This window comes from Desulfovibrio sp. DV, assembly GCF_001936595.1.
GTDB lineage: Bacteria > Desulfobacterota > Desulfovibrionia > Desulfovibrionales > Desulfovibrionaceae > Solidesulfovibrio.
In genome coordinates, this window is sequence record NZ_MLBG01000036.1 from 1 (window position 1) to 18,742 (window position 18,742).

At 62.6% G+C, this 18,742-nt stretch carries 12 protein-coding genes; 8 read left to right on the forward strand and 4 right to left on the reverse strand.

The features are described from left to right. Positions 1-494, forward strand: a 494-nt coding sequence (locus tag DVDV_RS10030; RefSeq protein WP_217694128.1) for a hypothetical protein, incomplete at its 5' end; no start/stop codon positions are given. Positions 495-661: 167 nt separating this feature from the next. On the opposite strand, the gene DVDV_RS10035 is transcribed toward DVDV_RS10030, so the two are convergent. The 3 genes from DVDV_RS10035 to DVDV_RS10045 all read right to left on the reverse strand — a co-directional run bounded on the left by DVDV_RS10035 (position 662) and on the right by DVDV_RS10045 (position 4,431). Next, positions 662-1,477 carry a sigma 54-interacting transcriptional regulator gene (locus DVDV_RS10035; protein ID WP_075354536.1) on the reverse strand — a complete coding sequence of 272 codons (816 nt, stop codon included), beginning with the start codon at positions 1,475-1,477 and terminating at the stop codon, positions 662-664. A gap of 166 nt (positions 1,478-1,643) precedes the next feature. Next, positions 1,644-2,987, reverse strand: a complete 1,344-nt coding sequence (locus tag DVDV_RS10040) for a sigma-54 dependent transcriptional regulator (RefSeq protein WP_075354537.1) — start codon at positions 2,985-2,987, stop codon at positions 1,644-1,646. Beyond that, the gene (locus DVDV_RS10045) at positions 2,977-4,431 is read right to left on the reverse strand and encodes a sensor histidine kinase (RefSeq protein ID WP_075354538.1); all 1,455 of its coding nucleotides are present in this window, start codon (positions 4,429-4,431) and stop codon (positions 2,977-2,979) included. The genes DVDV_RS10040 and DVDV_RS10045 overlap by 11 nt, the downstream gene beginning before the upstream one ends. Positions 4,432-4,640: 209 nt before the next feature. Here DVDV_RS10045 and DVDV_RS10050 point away from each other — a divergent pair, with 209 nt between their 5' ends. The 7 genes from DVDV_RS10050 (at position 4,641) to DVDV_RS10080 (ending at position 14,787) form a co-directional block, all read left to right on the forward strand. Next, positions 4,641-5,066 carry a universal stress protein gene (locus DVDV_RS10050; RefSeq protein WP_075354539.1) on the forward strand — a complete coding sequence of 142 codons (426 nt, stop codon included), beginning with the start codon at positions 4,641-4,643 and terminating at the stop codon, positions 5,064-5,066. Next, entirely contained in the window at positions 5,063-6,004 is a 942-nt protein-coding gene (locus DVDV_RS10055) for a sulfite exporter TauE/SafE family protein (protein ID WP_075354540.1), read from the forward strand. Before DVDV_RS10050 ends, DVDV_RS10055 begins: the two co-directional genes overlap by 4 nt. 2 nt (positions 6,005-6,006) lie before the next feature. Then, complete coding sequence (locus DVDV_RS10060; RefSeq protein WP_075354541.1) at positions 6,007-6,753, forward strand: TIGR02186 family protein; 747 nt, start codon at positions 6,007-6,009, stop codon at positions 6,751-6,753. 6 nt (positions 6,754-6,759) lie between these two features. Further along, complete coding sequence (locus tag DVDV_RS10065; protein ID WP_075354542.1) at positions 6,760-9,324, forward strand: PEP/pyruvate-binding domain-containing protein; 2,565 nt, start codon at positions 6,760-6,762, stop codon at positions 9,322-9,324. A gap of 92 nt (positions 9,325-9,416) precedes the next feature. Continuing rightward, positions 9,417-9,782: a response regulator gene (locus DVDV_RS10070; protein ID WP_175577093.1), complete on the forward strand. Its 366-nt coding sequence runs from the start codon at positions 9,417-9,419 to the stop codon at positions 9,780-9,782. A 5-nt stretch (positions 9,783-9,787) separates the two neighbouring features. Beyond that, on the forward strand, positions 9,788-12,196 hold the full coding sequence (locus tag DVDV_RS10075; protein ID WP_075354543.1) for a PEP-utilizing enzyme: 2,409 nt from the start codon (positions 9,788-9,790) through the stop codon (positions 12,194-12,196). Next, on the forward strand, positions 12,193-14,787 hold the full coding sequence (locus DVDV_RS10080; protein WP_075354544.1) for a PEP/pyruvate-binding domain-containing protein: 2,595 nt from the start codon (positions 12,193-12,195) through the stop codon (positions 14,785-14,787). Before DVDV_RS10075 ends, DVDV_RS10080 begins: the two co-directional genes overlap by 4 nt. 361 nt (positions 14,788-15,148) lie before the next feature. Here DVDV_RS10080 and DVDV_RS22950 read toward each other — a convergent pair whose 3' ends face one another. Then, positions 15,149-18,370: an ATP-binding protein gene (locus DVDV_RS22950; protein ID WP_083634741.1), complete on the reverse strand. Its 3,222-nt coding sequence runs from the start codon at positions 18,368-18,370 to the stop codon at positions 15,149-15,151. Positions 18,371-18,742 lie beyond the last annotated feature (372 nt).

The window sequence follows — 18,742 nt, forward strand, 5'->3', positions numbered from 1 at the left end:
TATCCCCTGTGTGCCTTGCACTTGTCCTTACCTTGGTGGCCGCGATCCCTGCGGCCGCCGGCCTGATCCCGGCGACAGCCGGCTGTCGTGTCTGTTTTGGCCAGGCGGGCGGCCGGCTGTGCCTGCCTGAGGCCCAGGCCGAAGCGGTGCTCCTGGATATCCTGGCCCGGGCAGGAGAGGTGCATGACGAACTCTTTAACGAAGCCGGGGTGGCTGAACTCACCGGGCGCTGGCCCTGGGCCGAGCTGACCCTGCCCCAGCCCCGCAACATCCCCAGGGAGGACGGCCGCGGCCTCATGACCGTGTCCCGCCTGCTGGTGGTCTTTCGCAATGATCTCCCAAGCTATGTGTTCTGGGGAGATCCGGACTACCGGCTGGATGCCGTCCTTGGCGCGCCCCAGTTGGGCCGCGCCCCTCTGGCTGCCCTGCGCGCCCTGCCTGGGGGCTCGCAGCCCCTCTCCGACAAGGCCGCAGAAAGGAAACGCTCCCCCTAGGCTGCACCAAGCGACCAGCCAGACCCGTAAGGGCAGGTGCGCCGGTACCTTTTTTGCCTCAAGCCGCACGCTCCCCATCGCCGGCATCGGGACCAAAGACAGCCAGCACGGCGTTGGCGACGGAAGGCGTTTTCCGTTAGTCGAAACCGCCGTGTTCTTCATCGGAGTTATGCTTTCGGTCGAGAGAACCGGGCCGCACCGGCTGGCGGCAGGGGGGACCTGCCCTGGGTGGCATTCAGGGACACGAGGGACTCCAGTTCGCGCACATTGCCTGGAAAGGAATGGCGGGAAAGCCGTTTTGCCAGGATATCCAGGCTGCTGCGAGAGGGCTCTCGGGCGGTCGTGAGCAACGAAAAATAGGCGGCCAGGGCCGGAATGTCCCGCTTGCGGTCCCGCAGCGGCGGAACGTGGATGCGGACAAACCGGTTCAAGAACTCCGGAAGCATCCGTTTTGGCGCGCAAAGCGCCCGTGGGGCCAGATTGGTGGTGCAGACCCATTGCACCGGCCCGATCTTGCTTTCCCCGGAACACCGGCAATTCCAGGAGTCGAGCAGTTGTTGCTGGATGGCCACGGGCAGATCGCCCATCTCCTCCAGGACCAGCATTCCCCCGCAAGCCTCGTCGACCATCGCCGGACCTGTCTGCGTATGGTCTGGCCCGCCGAAGATCCATTTTTCCAGCACGGACGCCTCCAGCCCTGCCGTCATGCGGGAGACGAACGGTGCGTACGGATTGCGACTGGCGTGGATGAACCGGGCAAGCAGGCTCTTGCCCACCCCGGTTTCGCCGGTCAGCAGCACCGGCGCGGGCCCCTCGGCCACGGATCGGCACAGCGACACGACGGCGTGCATGGCCTCATGGCAGACGACCAGGGCCACGGTATCGTCCAAGGGGATGACCTCCCGCTGGGTGAACCAGGTGGGCAGGTCGGCCAGGGGATCGTTTTCTCCGGTGCTGTTCGGGGGAAGGGAAACGTTTTGCATGTCCCGGCGATAACAAGATGCGTGCCAGCGCCAAAGCCGGGACAACCCGCCCAGGCCATGCAGCAATGGCCCGGGATGCTTTGAAAAAAGAGGGACGATCCGGTCGAAAGAGGCCCGCGCCCGGCCCCGGCCGCCAGACCGTGTTTCATTGTGGAACGCTCCCTGGTCAATCCAGCTTGAACTGCTTGAGCTTGCGCCACAGCGTGGTGCGCGGGATTGCCAGAATCTGGGCGGCCAGCCCCTTGTTGCGCCCGGTACGCTCCAGCACCCGGGCGATGTGGCTGCGCTCGATTTCCTCCAGGCTCTCCAGGCGCTCGCTCTCAACCGAAGCGAAATCCATCTGTTGCAGGTCGCGCGGCAGATCGGCCACGGACAAGGTTTCGCAGTCGCACAGCGCCACGGCCCGTTCCACAATATTTTCCAATTCGCGCACATTGCCGGGAAATCCGTAGCTGAGCAGGATCTGCAATGCCTGCGGACTGACCGCGGCCACGGCCTTGTGAAAAAGCAGGCTGTACTTGTCCATGAAGTGTCGGGCCAACAGAGGAACGTCCTCCTGGCGTTCGGCCAGGCGCGGGAGTTGGATGCCCACCACATTGAGCCGGTAGTAGAGATCTTCCCGGAAAAGGCCCTTGGCCACTTCCTGCTTGAGGTCGCGGTTGGTGGCCGCAATGATCCGGATATCCAGGTCAATGGGCCGGGTGCCGCCGACCCGCAGGATCTGCCGCTCCTGGATGACGTGCAAAAGCCTGACCTGCATGGCCAGGGGCATCTCGCCGATTTCATCCAAAAAGACCGTGCCGCCGCCGGCGGATTCCAAAAGGCCCAGCCGGGTGGCAGCGGCTCCGGTGAAGGCTCCCTTCTCGTAGCCAAACAGCTCGCTGGAAATGAGTTCCTCGGTAAATCCGCCGCAGTTAAACGACACAAAGGCCTGATCCCGACGCAGCGACAGGCGGTGGATGGCCCGGGCCACCAGGGCCTTGCCCGTGCCGCTGGCCCCCTCAACCAGGACGTTACAGCCAACCGGAGCGATCTTGCGAATGAGTTCGAAGACCTCCCGCATGGCGGAACTGGCCCCGATCATGGATTCAAGACCGCTTTCCTCCCGCAGGGCCTGGCGAAGCTGCCGGTTCTCCCGGCCAATACCCACCTTGTCGCAGGCCCCTTTCACCAGACTGCGGATTTCCGCCAGCTTGGCCGGCTTGGTCACGAAGTGGTAGGCGCCGCACTTGATGGCCTCAATGGCCGTTTCCAGGCCGCCGTGTCCGGTGACCAGGATCACCTCGGTTTCCACCCCCTGCTTTTTGAGCCGTTTGAGGGCTTCCAGGCCGTCCATCCCCGGCAGCCGCATATCCAGCAGCACGACGTCGAAGGGGGCCAAAGCCGACCGCGCCAGGAAGGATTCGGCGTCGGGAAACGGTTCGACCACATAGCCGCTTCGGGCAAAGGCCTCGCCCAGGCGCTTGCGGACGGTGGCTTCATCGTCCACCACGGCCAGTCTAGCTGTCATGGTCGGACTGCCCGGAAACAGTCTGGTTTTTGGCAGCCTTGGGCAGGTAGACGAAAAAGGCGGTTCCCTGGCCGGGTTCGCTTTCCACTTCGATGCGTCCGCTGTGGCGTTTAATGAGGGAATACGTCACCGCCAACCCCAGGCCGGTGCCTTTGCCCACCTCTTTGGTCGTAAAAAAAGGCTCGAAAATGTGGGGCAGGTGTTCGGGGTCGATGCCCTTGCCGGAGTCGCGCACGGACAGACACACGAAGTCGCTGGCGTCGCGGCCGGCCACCTCGATTGTGCCCCCGGGCGGGGTGGCCTGCACGGCGTTTAGCAGCAGGTTTAAAAAGACCTGCTGCAGGTGGCGCAGGTTGCCGGCCACCTGCCCCAGGTCATGGGGCACGTCCAGGTGGATGGCCAGCCCGGAGATCATGATCTGGTTTTTGAGCAGGGCCACCGAGCTTTTGATGATCAACTCCGGGGCCAGCGGACTGAACTGGGCTTTTTCGGTGCGGGAAAAATCGAGCAGGTTGCGCACGATCTCCCCGGCCCGATCGGCCTGGGCCAGGATGTCGCCGGCAATCTCCCGGGCGTCGTCGTCCAGGGCGTCGCCGTGGACCTCCAGCAGGCTTTCGGCTGAAAGCGCAATATTATTGATGGGATTGTTGATCTCGTGGGCGATGCCGGCCGTAAGCGTGCCGAGCGCCGCGATCTTGCGGGCTTGCAGCAGGTCTTCCTGGTTGGCGGTCAGTTCCAGGGCCATGCGGTTGAGCGCCTCGAGCAGGCCGGCCACCTCCTCGATATGATGCCCGCCCCCGTCCACCGGACTGAAGTCGCCCTTGGCCACCCGGGCCGTGATATCGCCGATCATGCTGAGGGGAGTCAACAGGCTGGTGGCGATGACGCGGATCAAAATGGCCATAAAGACCAGGAAGATACCCAGATAGGCAAAGGGCAGGAGCGAGACCTCGAAGATGGTCTTGTGGATGCGCGCCCGCTTGGTGGCGATGAGTTCCTCGGCCATGTCCACCAGCCGCTTGCCTGTGGTTCTGGCCAGGTCTTTTCCGCCGTCCTTGGCGGCGTCCAGGGCGGCGAACTCCCGTCGGTATTGGTCAAGGGTCTGCCGAAAATCCTCCAGGCCCCTGGAGCCTGAAACGCGGCCGATGTCCTCGGCCAAATCGGCAAAGGCTGCATTGGCCTGATCCAGGTAGAGCATCCCTTCGCGCCGGCTTTCCACCCCACCATAGATCAGCAGATTCTTCTCGAAGCGCCGGGCCTCCAAAATGGCGCTCGACAAGTCGTCGTAGCGTTCCGAGAGGTGCAGCCGCTCCCGTACGGCGGCAAGCGTCCAGACATTGAGCAAGGTCAGTCCGCAGGCGGCCAGGAAGGCGACCAGGAACAGCGTGAAAATTTTGCCCTTGATGGAATTGAAAAAGACTTTGAGGCGGTGGGCGGCGTGCATCCCGGCATCCTCCTGAGTGGCCATGCCGGGAATCTAGAGCATGTTCCATTTTGCTACAAGCATTTCCCCCGCACGTGTTTCAAATTGAGACACAACCCTTTGCCTGACATCGTGGGTGAAATAAATAAAAAAGCGAAACCAGTCAGTTATGTGAATTTTTTATCATTGGTCCCTGGTTTGCTTTGGCGCGGGTGGCGGAAAGCAAATCTATGGAACGAATCCTCGTCGGCATCGACGCATGCCACCCCTTCTGGGAGGCCCTGGACCGGGCGCTCTGCCTGGGACCGCGTATCCAGGCCAGGGTGTGCGTCCTGGTCGTGTTTGCCCCAAACGAGGGTCAGGGCCGGGAAACGGCCCGGGCCATTCTGCGCCGGGTCGAAGCCGAGATTGCCGCCGCCACAGCGACAGGGGCCAACGTAGAGCTGTTCGTGACCGAGGGGCGCTTTGAGCCGGAACTGGTCAGCGCGGCGCGGCAGCTGAAAACGACCCTGCTGGTGGCGGCCGCCACCGGCTGGGACGAACAGGGCGGGGAACGCGAAACCGAAAATCTGGGCAGGATTCTCGCCGGCGTGGACTGCCGGGTGGAACTGGTTTCGCCCAAGAAGCGTCTCGAACCCAAAAAGGACGGGCTATGACCATACCCATGGAACTCTATCTGCCTATTGCGGGCAACAGCGTGAACATTGCGGCCGTCTTCGGCCTGGGCGGGGCGGTGGGCCTGCTCTCGGGCATCTTTGGCGTCGGGGGCGGTTTCCTCATGACGCCGCTTCTCATCATGATGGGCATTCCGCCCACCGTGGCCGCGGCCACTGATTCCAACCAGATCGTCGGGGCGTCGACCTCAGGGACGCTGGCCCACCTGCGTCTGGGCAATGTGGACGTCAAGATGGGTCTGCTGTTGCTCATTGGCGGTGTCCTCGGCGGCACGGTGGGCGTCGAGATCATCAAGATGCTGCGGGCCATGGGCAATGCGGACTTTCTGATCAACATCACCTACGTCCTGATGCTCGGCCTGGTCGGCGGCTACATGTTCGTCGAGAGCCTGCAATCCATGCACAAGGCCAAGGCTCCGGCCAGGGACGTGCCGGAAAAGCACGTCAAATCCAGCGCCTTCGGCCGCATGGCGGCCAGCCTGCCCTGGCCGATGGATTTCAAGCGTTCGGGCGTGCGCATGTCGCCGCTGTTGCCGCTGTTGCTTGGCGTCATGGTGGGCGTGCTCTCGGCCATCATGGGCGTTGGCGGCGGATTTATCATGGTGCCGGTCATGGTCTATCTGCTGCGTATGCCCATGCATGTGGTGGTGGGAACGAGCCTTTTCCAGATTCTTTTCACCTGCCTAAACGTCACCGTCATGCAGTCCATCTCCAACCACACCGTGGATTTCGTCCTGGCGCTCATCCTGCTCGTGGGGTCGTCGCTGGGAGCCCAGGTCGGGGCCAAGCTCGGCAAGAAACTGCACGGCGACCAGTTGAAGATCCTGCTGGCCACCCTGGTGTTGGTGGTGATGTTCAAGATCCTCTATGAACTGATAGCCAGGCCCGATGTCCTTCTGGCCTCTGTGGGAGGTCACTAGCCATGAAACACGCCATTGTAATTTTCCTGCTTTTCGTGGCCCTGCCTGCCACGGTCTGGGCTTCCGACCTGGAATGCACTGTTTCGCCGGGCATTATCGACATTGGTGCCACCTATAACGGTACGTCGTTGGCTATCGACGGCCAGGTTCCCGAAGGTTCGCAGGTCGTCGTGCGCCTTGTCGGCCAGGCGCAAAACGTTGCGCTCAAGCAAAAGGGCAAGGTTTTTGGTCTGTTGTGGATGAATATGAACACCCTGCACTTTGCCAACGTGCCAAGTGTTTGCCTCATCGACGCCTCGGCCCCGTTGCAGACCCTGGGCGCGGCCGGGGGCAGTCTTGGCCTGGACGGTCTGGCCGGGAAGATCACCATCGATCCGGCAGACGCCGACCGGTCCATGCTGCTGCCGGAGTTCCTGCGGCTCAAAAGCCAGGAGGGCCTGTACCGGGAAAACGCCGGCGGCGTGAAACTCGGCCAGGCCAAGGACGGCAGGCAGCCCTTTAGCGTCCGCCTGCCAGTTCCTTCGCGCCTTTCCCCGGGCAGCTACACCGTGGAAATCTATGCCGTGAAAGACGGGGCCGTCGAGGCCCAAGTCTCCCAGGCCGTGGAAGCGAGGCTCACCGGCGCTCCCGCCTTTCTGGCCGACCTCGCCTTCAACCATGCGGCGTGGTACGGCGTGCTGGCATCGATTATCGCCATCCTGGGTGGCCTTGGCATCGGGCTGGTCTTTCAGAGCAAGGGAGCGCACTAGAACCGTATGCAACTGCCGGTCTGGATGAAATTCCCCGTCTGGTGGCGCAAGAAGCCGCCGGTGCCCTTCACCGTGCTTTTCAAGAAATTCAAAAGCATCCTGGATCGCAACAACGCCATTTTGGAACTCATTGCCGACATGGGCGACAAGCTAGGGGGCGATTTCATCTATGACCGGCAGTACATCTTTGCTTCCTGCGAAAAGCTTGGCGATCAGGTCTTCAAACTCGTTTCCGATCTGAGCCTGTTGTGCCAGCGCAAGAACGTGTCCCTTTTCAATGCCTTCGAGGACATCCAGCACCAGATCGCGGAAGAGCTGGCCGGCCGCCGCACGCTCTCGCGACCCGACCATATCCTGCCCCTGGCCGAACTGACCCACGATCTGGCCGACGAAGGCGGCAACAAAATGGCCAGCATCGGGGATATCCGCAATATCCTGGGCTTTGCCGTCCCGGAAGGGTTTGTGATCACGGCCGGGGCGTATTTTGAGGCCATGGAGCAGGCGGGGCTGCGCCAGCTTGCGGCCGAGACCACCCGCCGGTTGTGCGACAGCGACGAAAAGGGCCTTACAGAAGAGGCCCAGCGGCTGCGTCAGGCCATCCTGGCCATGGCGCTGCCCAAGGGGCTGGCCCGGGCCATCGAGCAGGCGGCCCGACAGCTTGCCGGGAACGGCCGGGAGATGCTGGCCGTGCGTTCCAGCGCCTGGGGCGAGGACGGCGAAGCGAGCTTTGCCGGCATGTACGAAAGTGTGCTCGGCGTTGCGGCAGGCGACATCCTGGCCGCCTATCAGCAGGTGCTGGCCAGCCTTTTTTGCGAGGAAGCCCTGCGCTATCGCCTCCACCGCGACCAGTGCGGCGAGGAACCGGCCATGGCCGTGGGCGTCATGCGCATGGTGGACGCCGCCGTCAGCGGAGGCCTTTACACCTACGCCCCGCTTGGCGAACAGGACCAGGCCATGGTGGTCAGCGCCGCCTGGGGCCTGGGCAAGCCCATCGTTGACGGCACCGCCGAAACCGATACCTTTCTTTTGGACCGCGATCCGCCGCATACCCGTTTCTCTTCGGATATTGCCACCAAAAGCAGCAAGCTGTGTCTGGACCCGGCCGGGGGCACCCGCACCCTGGACGTTGCCCCCGAGGCTCGCGACGTGCCGTGTCTGACCGGCGGCCAGCTCGACCGGCTGGCCCGCACGGCCATGAACCTGGAGCGGTTTTTCAAACGTCCGCTGGACGTGGAATGGGCCATCACCGCCCCGGGCGAACTGGTGATCCTGCAGGCCCGTCCCCTGTCCATCCGGCCACGGGCCTGCTCCCTGCGTCCGGATGTGGCCGAAGCGGCCCGGGACGTGCCGGTGCTCCTGTCCGGCAAGGGCATCACCGCCATGGGCGGCGTTGCCTCCGGTCCGGTCCATCTGGTCGGCGAAGGGGAGGACCTGTCGGATTTTCCCTACGGCGCCATCCTGGTGGCCCGGCATTCCTCGCCGCGTTTTGCCAAGGTCATGCCCAAGTGCCGGGGCATCATCACCGACGTCGGTTCAGCCACCGGGCACATGGCCACCATCGCCCGCGAGCTGCGCGTCCCGACCCTGGTGGGCGCAGGCCCGGCCACCCGGACCCTGCGCCAAGGCCAGGAGATCACCCTCGACGCCGACCACGTCATTGTCTACGAGGGCGTGGTGGAAGCACTGTGCCGCAACGAATTGGTGCGAGAAGACGTCTTTGAGGAATCCTGGGAATACCGGACCCTCAAACGCGTCCTGCGCCACGTCAGCCCGCTGACCCTGCTCGACCCCAAATCCGAGGCCTTTCGGCCGGAAAACTGCAAAACCTTCCACGACATCGCCCGCTACGTGCACCAGCGGGCCGTGGACAAGCTCATCACCCTGGCCGAAACCCACCAGGAGATCACCAAGGGCGCGCCGCGAAAGCTTGCGACCAAGCTCCCTTTGGGCCTCACTGTCATTGATATTGAAGGCGGGCTGGACCCGGCAGCCGGTCCCGCAGCCGATGAAAAAGACCTCCGCTGCCGCCCCCTGAAGGCCATCCTGGAAGGCATGAATAGTACCGGCATGTGGGAGACCAACCCCGTGGGGGTGGACATGGGCAGCTTCATGTCAAGCCTCACCCGCACCTTCGGGGCGGACATGGCCGATCCCGCCCGCCTGGGGCGCAATCTGGCCGTTATTTCCAAGGAATACCTCAACCTGCATCTGCGCCTGGGCTACCATTTCACGGTAGTGGACGCGTATCTTGGCGGCTCGATCAATGACAACGTCATCTTTTTCCGGTTCATGGGCGGAGTGACGGATCTGACCCGCCGGTCGCGCCGGGCCAGTCTGGTGGCCGCCGTGCTGGAGCATTTCGACTTTGTGGTGGAGATCAAGGGGGACATGGTCACGGGGCGGGTGAAAAAACACCCCACCCGGTCCATGCTGGACAAGATGTTCATGCTCGGCGGGCTGATCGGCTACACCCGCCAGTTGGACGCCAGGCTCGACTCCGACGGAGCCGGGCAACGCCATCTTGAGACCTTTTTCAACCGCCTTGCCGCTGTGAAGGAGACGCGCGAGTGATCCCAGACACCCCAGACACTTCCGATACTCCGGGTACCCTCGACGGTGCGGCCCCCGGCCCGGACCCCTCGCCCAGGCGTCGCCGGACCAGCATCCTGGTCCTGGACGACGAGCCTATCGTCTGCAAACGCCTGAAGCCCTTTTTCCAGAAAGCCGGCTACGAGGTGGAGGCCTTTACCCGGCCGGCCGAGGCGTTGGCCCGGGTGGAGGAGCGCCGCTTCGATGTGGTCATCACCGACCTCAAGATGCAGGGCCTCGACGGCCTGGCCTTCCTGGGCAAAGTCAAGGCCCTCTACCCGGACACCGACGTCATCGTCATCACCGGCTTCGCCACCCTGGAAACCGCGCGCGAATCCTTCCGCAAGGGGGTGTTCGACTTCGTGGCCAAGCCGTTTAAGCTGACCAAGATTCTCGACGGGGTGCGCCGCATCGAAAAGGAGCGGGGACTCGTCCCCTAGCCGCCATGCCGCCAAGCGCCCGGGAGAAGCAGGAAAATGCCGCCATGGGGCCGGGTTCCGCCCGTTTTTTGTTTCGCACCTTCAAGCGCATTCTGGCCGCAAATACCGCCGCCCTGGAAGGCATGGCCCGGATGGACCGGGCGCTTGGCGGCGAATACGTCTTCGATACGGCCTACCTCGAAAGCGCCGTGCGCGAGGTCTGCCGCCTGACCCACCTGAGCGCCTACCATTTAAACGGTATGGCCGATGAAGCCTATGTCGGGCTTTACGACGCCTACCTGACCGTCAAGGACGCCCTGGAAGACATTCTGGCCGGGGGCATGGGACCGCTGGCCGCACGCCGGGTGCTGCCCTTTGCCGAGATCGGCTGGGAGCTGGAGCCGCTGGTGGGGCTGGCCAGCGTCGGGCTAGCTGTGCTTGGCCGGGGCATGGGACTGCCTGCCCCGGACGGGTTGGCAGTCACGGTCACGGGCATGGCCGATTTGGCCGGCGAGCACCGGGAGGAAGTCCTGGGCGACGTGGAGGCCGGCGTTACGGCGCTGTATGCGCGCCTGGGTGGTCCCCGGCCCCTGGAGCTGACCCTGGTGGCCGCCGGCACCGACGGAGCCGGAAAAATTCTGGCCACGGCCTTTGCCGACTCGGCCCTGGCGGCCGGACAGGCTGTGGCCGGGTTTGCCCGGAACGGTGCCGGGGGAGGCGCTGTGGCCGTGTGTCTGCGCCCGCTTCTCACCGGCGTACTCGCCGGTACGCTGCAAACCCTGGCCCACGATCCGACTCTGCCGCCGGCCATGCTGGCCGTGGCCCGGTCCATGGCCGCTTCCCCTGCCGCGCCCCTCGCCCTGCCCGACCCGGCCGACCGCTGCTGGTTTTCCCGCTTGGCACCCCATGCCCCGCTGCGCACCCGGCTGGCGGTCAAGCCGCTAGACAGCGTCCTGCCGGGCGGGCGCCCGCTCACCCCGTCGCGGGGCCACTCCCTGCGCGGTTCAGGCTTTATCACGCCGCAGCAGGGCGCGGCGCTGGCCGAACTGGGGTTGGCCGCCGAACGCGCCCTGGGCGGACCGTGCCTGCTGTCCTGGGTGCTGGCTGCCGACGGCGGTTTCCGGCTGACCGGTCTGGAGCCGGCCGAGACGGCCTATCCCGAATGGTCGGAGGGACCGGACGCGGCGGACAGCATGCCCGACGCGGCCGATCTGCTCCTGTCTGGCGGCCAGATCGCCTGCGGCGGGGTCGGAGCCGGGCCGGTGGTCCTGCTTGACGACGACACTCCGGCGGACGCCGTGCCCCTGGGCTGTGTGGGCGTGGCCAGGGCCGCCAGTCCCGCGTTGTCGCGGATTGTTCCCCGGCTCGGGGCGCTCTTGGCCGAGGTGGGGACCCCGGCCAGCCATCTGGCGACAGTTGCCCGGGAAAACCGGGTGCCGGCCATTTTTGGCTTGGCCGGGGCCGCGGCCCTGGCCGTCGGGACCATGGTCACGGTGGATGCCGAGCAGACCGCCGTGTACCGGGGCGTGGTGGAAAGCCTCCTGCGGCAAGCCGCCATGCAGGGTGCGTCCCCGGGATCGGAGCCGGAATATCTGGTCCTGCGGCGGCTGTTGCGCCATATCCGCCCGCTCAATCTGGTGGACCCCGCAGCCAGGGATTTCGACCCGGCCCACTGCCGGACCTGCCATGACATTTTGCATTTTGCCCACGAAAAAGCCGTGGGCTTGCTGTTGGCCATCGACGTCTCGGGACGCCGCAGCCTGGGGGCACCCCGGCGACTGCGCGAGGATTCGCCGTTTGAACTGGGCATCGTGGATGTGGGCGGGGGCCTGGCCGGTGCCGGCGACACCGTGGGCCTTTCCGAGGTGACGAGCCTGCCCCTCAAAGCCTTTTTGGAGGGGTTGCTGCGGCGCGACGTGCAGCGTCCGGGACCGGCCCACCTCGGCCTGGGCGACGTCATGGCCGGGATGGCCCGGACCTCCCGGGCCCTGGCCGCCGCACCCGAAGCGGCTGGGGCCAATCTGGCCCTGGCCGCCGGCGATTACGCCAACATCACCCTGCGCCTGGGCTACCATTTCAGCGTGGTGGATGCGGTGGTCTCGGACCGGCCGGAGCACAATTTCATCTATTTCCGCTTTGCCGGCGGCTTTGCCGACGGCGACCGCCGCGCCCGTCGGGCCGCCCTGCTCCTGACCGTGCTCGAGCGGCTGGGCTTTCGCGCCACCCGCCAGGGTGATCTGGTGGTCGGCAAGCGAAAGCTCCTGGAGACGGGCGAGGCCCTTGCCGTGCTGCGTTTCCTGGGGGCGCTGGCTGCCTACACCCGCCAGCTCGACGTGGAGCTGGCCGACGAGGACGACGTGGCCCGTTTCGCCCGGCAGTTTCTTAAACTGTGCGGTCTCGTGCCGCCAAACGCCGCCACACCGGAGGACGCATGACCCCGGGATTGCTTCACTGGCTGGCCGCGCCCTGGCGTCGGCGCCGAGAGCGGCGAAACCAGGTGGCGCTTGACTGGATCAAGGCCCGTTACCATATCTTCCGGGTCCTTTTGGCCCATAATGAGCGCGCCCTGGAACTGCTCGCCGAGGTGGACCGGCTGCTGCGTGACAACGAACCGGCAAGGCTTGGCGAAGCCGTGCGGGAGTTGCGCGAAATCATCCTGGAACTGGCCGACGGGCTGAACCGCCTGACCGGCAACGGCCATGCCGGGCTGTACCCTCGCCTTGCCTCGCTGGAACGCCGGCTTGAAGCGGCTCTGGACCGCCAAAGCCGCGCCCCGCGCCGGCTGTGGCTGCCCCTTGGCGACGTCACCCCGGAACTGCGCGAGCAGGCCGGCGGCAAGGCCCAGCCCCTGGGAACGCTTCTTCGGGCCGGACTGCCTGTGCCGGACGGGGTCAGCCTCACCCGCCGGGCCTGCCGGGAATACCTGCGCCAGGCCGGGCTGGAGGACCGCCTCAAAGCCGTGCTGCGCCAAGCCGCCGCCAAAGACGCCGACCACGGCGCACTGGCCGAAACCGCCCAGGCCATGATCGTCGCTTCGACGCCGACCCAGGCGTTTGGCCGGGAACTGCGCGCTGCCTGGGACTTCCTGGCGGGCGGCCGCCCGCTTGCCGTCTCCGTTCGCAGCAGCGCCTCCTCCGAGGATGGGGCGGAACATTCCTTTGCCGGGCAGTATTCCAGCGTCCTCGGGGTGCGTACGTTCGAGGCTTTTACCCGGGCCTTCGTCACGGTCCTGGCCAGCGCCTTCTCGGCCCGGGTTCTCGCCTACCGGGCCAGGGCGGGGCTGGCCCGGGAGTCCGTGGACATGGCGGTGCTCATCCAGAAGATGGTCGCGGCCCGCACCGCCGGGGTGCTCTTTTCCGTGGACCCCATGGCCCCGGAAAGCGGCCGCATGTTGCTGACCGCCGTGCCGGGGCTGGGCACGCTGGCCGTGTCCGGGCGCGCCCCGGCCGATGTCTACCGTCCCAGCCGCGCCCGGCACGCCGAGGATGTGGCGGCCGCCCCGGCCGCGATTGCGCAAAAGTCCATGCAGGAGGTTGTGGCCGAAGACGGCGGCCTGCGTCTGGAAGCAATGCCCGAAGGGCTGCGTCTGGCCCCGCTGTTGGCTCCCGGCGAGATTGCGGCGCTTCGTGACCACGCCCTTCGCATCGAAGCCCTGGCCGGCTGTCCCCAGGACATCGAATGGGCCATTGACCAGGGCGGCCGGATCTTCATTCTTCAGGCCCGCCCGGCCAGACTGGCCCGCCCGGTCCCAGCCGGGCCACGGGGGAGCGAGGCCGGACGCACCCCGGGACAGGTGTTGCTGGAAGGCGGCGTCGGCGTCTCACCGGGCAAGGCCGTCGGCCGTCTGGTCGTGGTCCGCTCCCGCCGGGAACTGGATTTGGCGGCCGCCGCTCCCCGGCCGGTGGTGTTGGCCCTGCACCAGAGCCTGGTGGACGCGGCCTCCCTTGTGCCGGAAACGTCCGCCCTGCTGGTCGATATGGGCAATCCGCTGGATCATCTGGCCGGCGTGGCCCGGGAGCTGGGCATTCCCATGCTTATCGGCCTCGGCACGGCCACCACGGGCCTGACTCCCGGCGACTGGGTCCTGGCCGACGCCGACCGGGGGCTGGTGCTGGCCGCTGATCCGCACGTCTGGCAGGACGCCCCGAAACCGGCGGTGCGCCGGCCGGCCCGCAGCGACGACGCGACTGCGGCGGTTCGCGAATTGACCCTGCCCCTCAACCTTACCGACGCCTACGGTCCCACCTTTTCCATCCTGGAATGCCAAAGCCTGCATGATCTGGTGCGTTATACCCATGAAAAGGCGGTCATCGCCCTGTTTGAAGCCGGCGACGCCATCGCCGAAGAGACGTTTTCCCTGGTGCGGCGGTTGCGTGACGATCAGGGGCTGTCCTTTCTCATCATCGATCTGGGCGGGGGTGTGGCGGCCGGCAGCGGCGGCGTCATTGGCCCTGAGGCCATCTTGTGCGAACCGCTCCTGGCCTTGCTCCAGGGCATGGCCACCCCGAATCTTCGCTGGGGCAAGGCTCCGCCTCTTGCCGGCGTGAGCGGTCTGGTTTCGCGGTCCTTTCTGGATGCGCGCAGCGAGCGGCCGGTGGGTAATCCCAACTACGCCTTGGCGGCCAGGGATTATCTCAACCTAAACGCCCGCGTGGACTACCATTTCGTCATGATTGACGCGGTGTGCGGGGCCAATCGCCGGGAAAATTCCCTGCGGTTTCGGTTCAAAGGCGGCGGCACGGCCCGGGTCCAGCGCGAACGCCGGGCCGTGTTCGTGGAGACGGTCATGCGGGAAGAGGAGTTTTTCACCACCCGGCAAGGGGACATGGTCACGGCTGTGCTGTCGGAAGGCTCTCGGGAAACGATCCGGGCCAAGCTGGTGATGCTGGGCCGGTTTCTGGGCTTTAGTCGGCTCCTTGACGCCATGATGCTTGATGACGCCATGCCCGGCCGCGTGGCCCGGGCGTTCCTCTCCGGGGACTACGGCCTGGAGCGGTTGGACGTACAAGAATCCGGCCGGGCCTGAGAAGTTCTCCGTTCGCCCCCAGGCGTGGCGAAGCCGCAGCGTCGGCAATTCCAACACCACGTCGACGCCACCCCGCCATCCTGCGCCGGTGTCCACGCCGATGCGTCCCGGAGCCACTGGCGGCGTTTCCAGTGGACACGCCCGAACACCAGGGGCTGGCCGCTGTCGACCGAGGCCAAGAGCCTGTCCACCACCTGCCGGTGTAACTCTCCCCTAAAATTGTCCGGATCGTCTCTTATAGCCAACGATAGAGTCTTTTATTTCTGCCTGTAGAAAGAGAATGTTTCCGAACCGCAGTGGCGGACGATGCAGCAACACCTGTTTCAATAAGAGCAGAAAAATACCATGACCGTGCCCAAACTCATGGGGAAACGGGGAAGGGGGGGATTGCCTCTTGTTTGTCGCTGCCCAGTTTTGGGCCAATCACCCGATTGAGGACTTCCTCCAGGTCCGCCAGGTTGACTGGTTTGGAAATGTAATCATTTATCCCAGCCGCCAGAAAAGTCTCTTTGTCTCCGATCATCGCATACGCTGTTATGGCAATAATTGGGATTTGAGATTTTTCGCCAAGCGATGTTGCGCCTCTGATCGCCCTGGTTGTCTCGACACCATCCATAACCGGCATTTGGATGTCCATGAGGACCAGATCGAACTCCTGCTCCGACAGAAGCTGGAGGACTCCCCGTCCATCTATGGCAGTTATTACAACGTAGCCTAGTTTTTCGAGAAACCGTTTACCGGCCAACGAATTTACAGGGTCATCTTCCGCGTACAGTATGCGAACGGCCTCGACTTTTTTTGGCATGAGACTGTGCATTTCGCGTCCAATCAATCTCAAGGCTCTCTCTGGAACTTTAAATGGCAAGGAAACATAAAAGGTCGTGCCGATTCCAACCGTGCTGTCAACTGTGACATTGCCATCCAACAACTCGACAAGTCTTCGAACAATAGAGAGACCAAGCCCTGCCCCTTGATAACGTCTCGTGTATAAGTTCTCAACCTGTGTAAAAGGTTCGAAGACACTTTTGAATTGCTCATTTGATATGCCAATACCGGTATCGCTCACTGCGATCAATATTCGGACCACTGGCCAAACAGAATTTGGCAATAACGTTATTCCGACTTGAACAGTGCCCTTATTCGTGAATTTAATGGCATTTCCGACAAGATTGAATAATATTTGACGCAAACGCACTTCGTCTCCAACCAATGGAGACGGGATATCCTTCCCCTGATTGAATTCCAAAAGGAGCCCTTTTCCCTTGGCTTCCGACGCAAACAGATCATTTATCGACTCACTTATCGCGTTCATATCGAATTCTGATTCGACTATTTGCAGTTTTCCCGCTTCAATCCTGGAGACATCAAGTATATCACTAAGCAGACGCGTCAACCGCTTCGATGACTTGACCGCAGCTTGTATATATTCCTTTTGCTCTTCAGATTGTGATGTGATCTCCAGTAACTGAAGCATGCCCATTATGCCATTGAGTGGCGTGCGAATTTCATGGCTCATATTTGCAAGAAATTCAGACTTAGATCTATTTGCACTCTCAGCTCCTTCTTTGGCCATGAGGAGCTGCGCTTCAACGGCGCGTCGCTGGACGATCTCCTGCTGGAGACATGTATTCAGCTCTTGCTGTTCCATGGCCAACGACTGAAGTTCGTCACGAGCCAAGCGCATAGCTTCGAGCGATGCCTCCCGCTGGGCAACCTCCTGGCGCAGATCAGCCATGCGCAAAGTGGATCCGATCTTGGCAAGAAGCTCTTTCCCGGAAAAGGGTTTGACGAGATAGTCATCGGCACCGGTAGCCAGACCTTCGATGCGAGCCTCTTCGCCGGCCCGGGCAGACAGGAGGATCATGGGAACTGCCCGGAGCCGTGTGTCGTCGCGTAACGCTTTAAGCAGCCCGAAGCCGTCCAAGCGCGGCATCATCACGTCCGAAAGAACAAGGTCAGGCGGCTCCCGACGCGCGGCAGCAAGTGCCTCTTCGCCATTTGCGACTGTTTCCACTGCATAGTCGTCACTAAGCATCCGTTTCACGTATGCACGCATGTCGGCATTATCGTCGGCCCAAATGATGCGTGGCCGGAGACTTTTTGCATTCCCTTGCGTTGGATTCGACACAGACTCTTTAAAGATCGTTGGTCCGAAAGGGGAAAGATCATCCTTGTCTGGTGCAACAGTCGCTCCCATGGTTAGCCACTGCCAGGACTCTTCAACACCAAGTTCTGCGGCGACAGCAGGAGTGGCCGGCGCCCCCGCCTTTATCTGATCAGCAGGCAAATGGTTTGTGCCGCAAGGAAGGCTCACGCGAAACACACTTCCTTTGCCCCGCTCGCTCGCAACCCAGATTTTCCCGCCATTGAGCCCAACAAGTTCACGGGTGAGCGCAAGGCCTATGCCAGAGCCCTCGTACGTCCGCCCTTCGACCCCTTTGACGCGGTAGAATCGTTCAAAAACATGTGGTAAGTCTCCGGCAGGAATCCCGACCCCCGTGTCATGCACCGCCAGTTCCACGGTCTCGTTGGACTGCTTGAGAGTAACTGTTATCCCCCCGTGAAGAGTGAACTTAAAAGCATTGGAAAGCAGATTGAGAACGATTTTTTCCCACATGTCACGATCAACGTAGACCGGTTCAGGGAGTGGCGGACAGTCAATGTGCAATTCCAATCCCGCATGTTCACAGGCGGAGTGGAAGTTACTCACGAGGTATGTCGTCAAATTGGCCAAGTCGGTTGGTTCGGAAACGGCTTGCGCGCGTCCGGCTTCGATGCGTGCGAAAGTAAGGAGCGAATTGACCAACTTAAGCAGGCGTAAGCTGTTTCGGTGGGCGATCTCGAGCCGGGCTCGCTGGGTCGGGGCGAGCCCTGTTTCTGAGAGTGCATCCGCCAAAGGACCAAGGAGCAAGGTCAGCGGTGTGCGGAATTCGTGACTTATGTTGTCAAAAAAAACGGTCTTCGCACGGTCCAGGGATTTCAATTGCTCGTTTAAACGCGCAAGTTCGGCCTCGCGTTGCTCAAGATCCTCCATCATCGCTTTCAGTCGACGATTGGCAATCTTGACTTCACTCGCCCTCCTTGCCACTTCGGCTTCCATTCTATCCGCTCGATCTTTAATATGCGTATTTTCTGTCGCGGAATTTTCTCGGGCGAGCATGAACTCAGTGATGTCTTCGACATGATGAATGATATATGCAACGTCACCATCTTCGTCGAATACAGGAGTGTTCACCGGACTCCAGTACTTCACTTCGAAAGCACCTTGTGCACCAGCGATTGGAATATCGTATTTTTGAATACCCATTATATCTTGTACTTTATCATGTATAACACGATCCAGTGAAATCCTGAGATCGTTGACGCTGCTGCTGGAATTTTCATTGGGGTTGTCAGGGAAAACTTCAAAAAGACCACAGCCGAGGATGTCGGGACGGCGGGTGGCGGTGGCTGCCAAATATCGATCATTCACAGCGACAATGGTAAAGACGGCATCCGGGAGCAATACAAGATACGGATGGGGGCTTCCTTCAAAGAGACGTCTGAAGTCTGGACTCTTATATTTTTTGTCGCTGGGTATCATGGCTTATCTTCTTAGTATTAGGGTTTGCTCTGCGGTTGCGACTTCCACTCGATTTTTGAGCGGGATAGTCCACATTTCTTGGTCGAGTGTACAGAAATCTTACCCCAAAGCTCACGCGTATCACGGTTTTCATCCTCTACCCGCTTAAAACAATTTTGTCACAAACTCAGAAGAAAATGCAAGGAAAAGTCGTATACTACCTGCACTATGGTCGCAGCCGACTCCCGATGATCTTCTAACACTGTAAATATCCCCAGCGAACCCCCAAATGACTCCTCTTTATCTCTCCCCTCCCAAACACGCAGACGTCTGCGCCTGGTGTAACCCGGCTCACCGCCGCATTCTCTCGGTTCATTTCTTCCCGGCAGCCCA